General features: G+C 51.2%; 4 protein-coding genes. All 4 read right to left on the bottom strand.

Annotation, left to right across the window (positions count from 1 at the left end):
- Positions 1-1,210 (bottom strand): NAD(P)/FAD-dependent oxidoreductase (locus IQ219_RS17940; protein ID WP_194073510.1); only part of this gene is annotated, 1,210 nt, incomplete at its 3' end.
- 246 nt (positions 1,211-1,456) lie between these two features.
- Positions 1,457-1,999 carry a fasciclin domain-containing protein gene (locus IQ219_RS17935; protein WP_194073509.1) on the bottom strand — a complete coding sequence of 181 codons (543 nt, stop codon included), beginning with the start codon at positions 1,997-1,999 and terminating at the stop codon, positions 1,457-1,459.
- 114 nt (positions 2,000-2,113) lie between these two features.
- Entirely contained in the window at positions 2,114-3,265 is a 1,152-nt protein-coding gene (gene devC, locus IQ219_RS17930) for an ABC transporter permease DevC (protein ID WP_194073508.1), read from the bottom strand.
- 42 nt (positions 3,266-3,307) lie between these two features.
- Positions 3,308-3,728 (bottom strand): HlyD family efflux transporter periplasmic adaptor subunit (locus tag IQ219_RS17925; protein WP_194073507.1); only part of this gene is annotated, 421 nt, incomplete at its 5' end.

Genomic DNA, 3,728 nt, shown 5'->3' with positions numbered 1-3,728 from the left:
GCAGAGGGGTGGGCAATAGCTCCAGATAGGTTGCGTTCCGCAATAAATCCCCCGCCTTGCCCTGAATGCGTACCCGGTCAAATAAATTGGCTACCCCATTGTTCAAACCCAGCTTCATCAATGTGCCCCGCAGTTGGGGATCGGGACTGACCAACGGTTTTCCCTTTTGCGCCGCCATCAAATTTTTGGCGATCGCCGCTCCTTGTTGATAGGCAATCTGGGCCAGGGCAGGTTTAGGATTTTCCTTGACGGTCACACAGTCTCCGGCAGCAAATACTTCAGCAAAGCTAGGTAATTGTAGGGTACTGGTCACCAGGGGTTGCCCGTGGCGGTCAATTTCCTCCGGGGGAATCTCTGCCGCCAAGGCTTTGAGGAGGGGATTAACCGCTGTACCCGCTGTCCAAATGGTGGTGCAAGTGTCTAAATGGCGCAATTCCTCCTCTCCGGTTTCCACAAATTGCAAACTTTCTGGGGTAACACCTTTAACCCCTACCCCCAACTTCAACGTCACCGGAATAGTTCTGGCTTGCAACTCTTCCAGGGCACAACGCTTGAGCCCACTATTGGCGTCCCCCGCTAGAATTCCCGGTGCATGGTTCACTAAGTAAATTTTTAAATCATTGATATCCCCCCCCATGGGCACGTACCAACTAGGCAGTAAATCCGCCAGCGTGGCCGCCATCTCCACCCCCGCCGGGCCGGCCCCAACGATCGCCACCGTCAGCAATCTTTCTTTTTCCGCTTTATCTTCCGTGGTTAGGGACTTTTCTAAACAGGTTTTGAGATGATCCCGCAGGGCGATCGCCTCGGTTTGGGAACGGAAAGCAAAGGCATGTTCTTCGGCTCCTTTGGCCCCCAGATAACCCTGCACAGACCCCACCGCCAGCACTAAATAGTCATAATGCTGTTCCTGGCCGGAATCGAGCACCAAACGCTTTTGCGCCAACTGCACATCGGTTACCTTCGCCTGGACTAATTCAACATCACTATTGGCCAACAACTCCCCGTAGCTGGGACACACCACTGACTCCGGCAGTTCCTCCGTGAGCAACTCATAGAGCATGGGCTTGAAGACAAAATTTGTCTGGGGGTCCACCAAAATAATGGGGCCGGCGTGCTGATGGTAGCGCAGATGTAGAGCGGTGAATAGTCCCACAAAACCACCACCGACAATGACTGTTGTTGCTGAATCGGACGCATTAATGGCCACAGTTTTCCATCCCACTGCCGAACAATTTTCACCGTGCCCTGGGCACTTCCCTTGTAAAGGTAGCACGCAAGCAAAAAGTGGGGCCAATTTTCTAGAAATTGGAACCCCACTTCAGGGATGGTCGAATTGAGATGGTACGTAGCCAGCCGCCTAACTCCCCCAGGGAAAGAAATTGGCTAAAAATTACAATTTATCGACAATTTAGGGATAAATTACCATCTTGGGCAAAGATTTGCTGACAATCAATTACATAGGAGGCAAAATCACCTGATCCACCACATGGATAACACCATTGCTGGCATCCACATCAGCGGAAATCACAGTAGCTTTGTTGACTTTAACTTTGCCATCTTTAACTTTGAAGGTGAGGGCTTCCCCAGCCAAGGATTCCACTTCCCCAGAGGTGACTTGGGCGGCGGTAATTTTGCCGGGTACTACGTGGTAGGTCAAAATTTTCACCAATTTATCTTTGTTTTCTGGCAACAAGAGACTTTCCACCGTACCAGCGGGCAAAGCGGCAAAGGCATCATTGGTGGGGGCAAAAACGGTAAAGGGCCCCTCAGCGGATAAAGCTTCCACTAAATCAGCCGCTTCCACTGCAGCGACAAGGGTACTGAACGTTTCGTTTCCAGCGGCAACTTCCACAATGTTCATGGTGGTTTCCATCGCAGCTTGGCTGACTACGGCGGGTTTTTCAGTGGTTTCTATTTCTGCCATGGCGACGTTGGGTACCCCGAGGGCAAATCCAGTCAGAGCAGTAAAAGCAACAATTCTAGCGGCGGTTTTCATAGCAATGTTTCCTAGTGAGAAGACTGTCCACCGCTATTATGACAAATTATAAATTTTTGTGAAGAGATGTTAAGGCAACATTGCCACTGGCACAAGCTGACCCATGGGCGCAGCTTAGAAGATATCCGCCGGATCTGCGGCCCGCAACCGCCCCACGGCGATCGCCCCGGAAATACAACACATGGCAATGGTCATAATCAGTACGGTCAAAGCCCGAGCAGTGGTCATAATCAGGGGTAAACCCGTGGCCCGGGCGGTGTTGGTGTAGAGCAAAACCCCCAAACCAAAGCTAGGCAAAAAGCCAATCACCGCTAGCAGTAAAGCTTCTTGGAACACTACCCCCAACAAATAACGATCGCCGTAGCCAATGGCCTTGAGGGTGGCATATTCCGGTAAATGGTCGGAAACGTCGGTGTAGAGAATTTGGTAAACAATCACCGTGCCCACAATGAAGCCCATGGCGGTGCCCAAGCCGAAGACAAAACCAATGGTGGTGCGGGTTTGCCAATAATTTAATTCGTATTGCACCAACTTTTCTTTGGTGAAAACCTGGACATCGCCCCCGGTTAACTCCCGCCGGATTTGTTCGGCCACTAACTCCGGATCTTGCCCCGGTTTGAGTTGCAAAATGCCCACATCAATGGAACTGCGGTCCCGGCTGGGAAAAAGACGGAAGAAATTTAAGTCGCTGGTGATTAACGTGCCGTCCGCCCCAAAGGAAGAACCAAGGGTGAATAAACCCTGTACCTGGACGCGGCGATTACCCACTTCCGTAAAAACGGGGCCATCGGCTGCTAACAAAGTAGGTACCGGGCCAAATTCTTCCCTAGAGTCTTGGTCAAAGAGGAACACGTCAGGGCGTTTAATCAGGTTTAAATTTTCCTCTACCCCCGGTAGATTGATCGGATTACTAACGGGGTTAAAACCCATAATGTAAATCTGGCGGCTGACTTTGGTTTCTGGGTTTTTCCAGCGGTTGATGTCAATGTAAAGGCTAGTGCCCCCGCCCACAGCTTCATTGCCCATGGCTTGGTACAAGCGACGGGCTGCAAAGGGGGTAGGGTTAACAAAGGTGTCGGTTTGGGTGCTGAGGATGAATAAATCCCCCTGCAAACTCTCAGGAACCCGAATTGCACTATCAAACAGAGCATTTTTGAACCCCAGTTGCATAAAAATCAACACATCGGCAAAGGCAATGCCGGCGATCGCCGCCAGGAGTCGCATCCTTTCATGGAATAACTGGTGCCAAGCAAGGGGAATTTTCATCTATTGGGTAGAGTGACAGATAAATCTGGGGTTGATGGACTTTTAATTAGGGGGAGAGGGGGGGGCACTGTCGGGTTCAATTTTCACCACCACCTTGGCATTGCTCAAACCAGCCACCTTTTTACTAGCACTGGGGCTGAGGGCAATTTTCACTTCCACTACCCTGGCATCAATGTCGGCGGCGGGATCGGAGTCCAGTACATCATTTTTGCCAATTCTCAAGCCAATATTGGTGACTTTACCCTCCAATTCCCCGCCAAAGCTGTCATTTTCACTGGTGACCCAGGCAGTTTGCCCCAGTTCTACCCGGCCGATGTCGTTCTCGTACACCTCCGCCACCACAATCATTTGGGACGTGATACCCAGGTCGAGGATGCCATTGGTATCGCTGACTTTTTCCCCTGGGCGGGAATAAATTTTTAACACCTGGGAATCCACTGGAGCCCGCACCACAGCAGTGTCC

Source organism: Synechocystis sp. LEGE 06083 (assembly GCF_015207725.1).
GTDB lineage: Bacteria > Cyanobacteriota > Cyanobacteriia > Cyanobacteriales > Microcystaceae > Synechocystis > Synechocystis salina.
Note: the sequence above shows the minus strand (reverse complement) of the source record. Positions and strands in the feature narration are given on the sequence as shown.

What these genes read in the sequence shown, in the direction of transcription:
- IQ219_RS17935 (WP_194073509.1), bottom strand. Translation starts at nt 1,999, where the DNA reads ATGAAAACCGCCGCTAGAATTGTTGCTTTTACTGCTCTGACTGGATTT.
- devC (WP_194073508.1), bottom strand. Translation starts at nt 3,265, where the DNA reads ATGAAAATTCCCCTTGCTTGGCACCAGTTATTCCATGAAAGGATGCGA.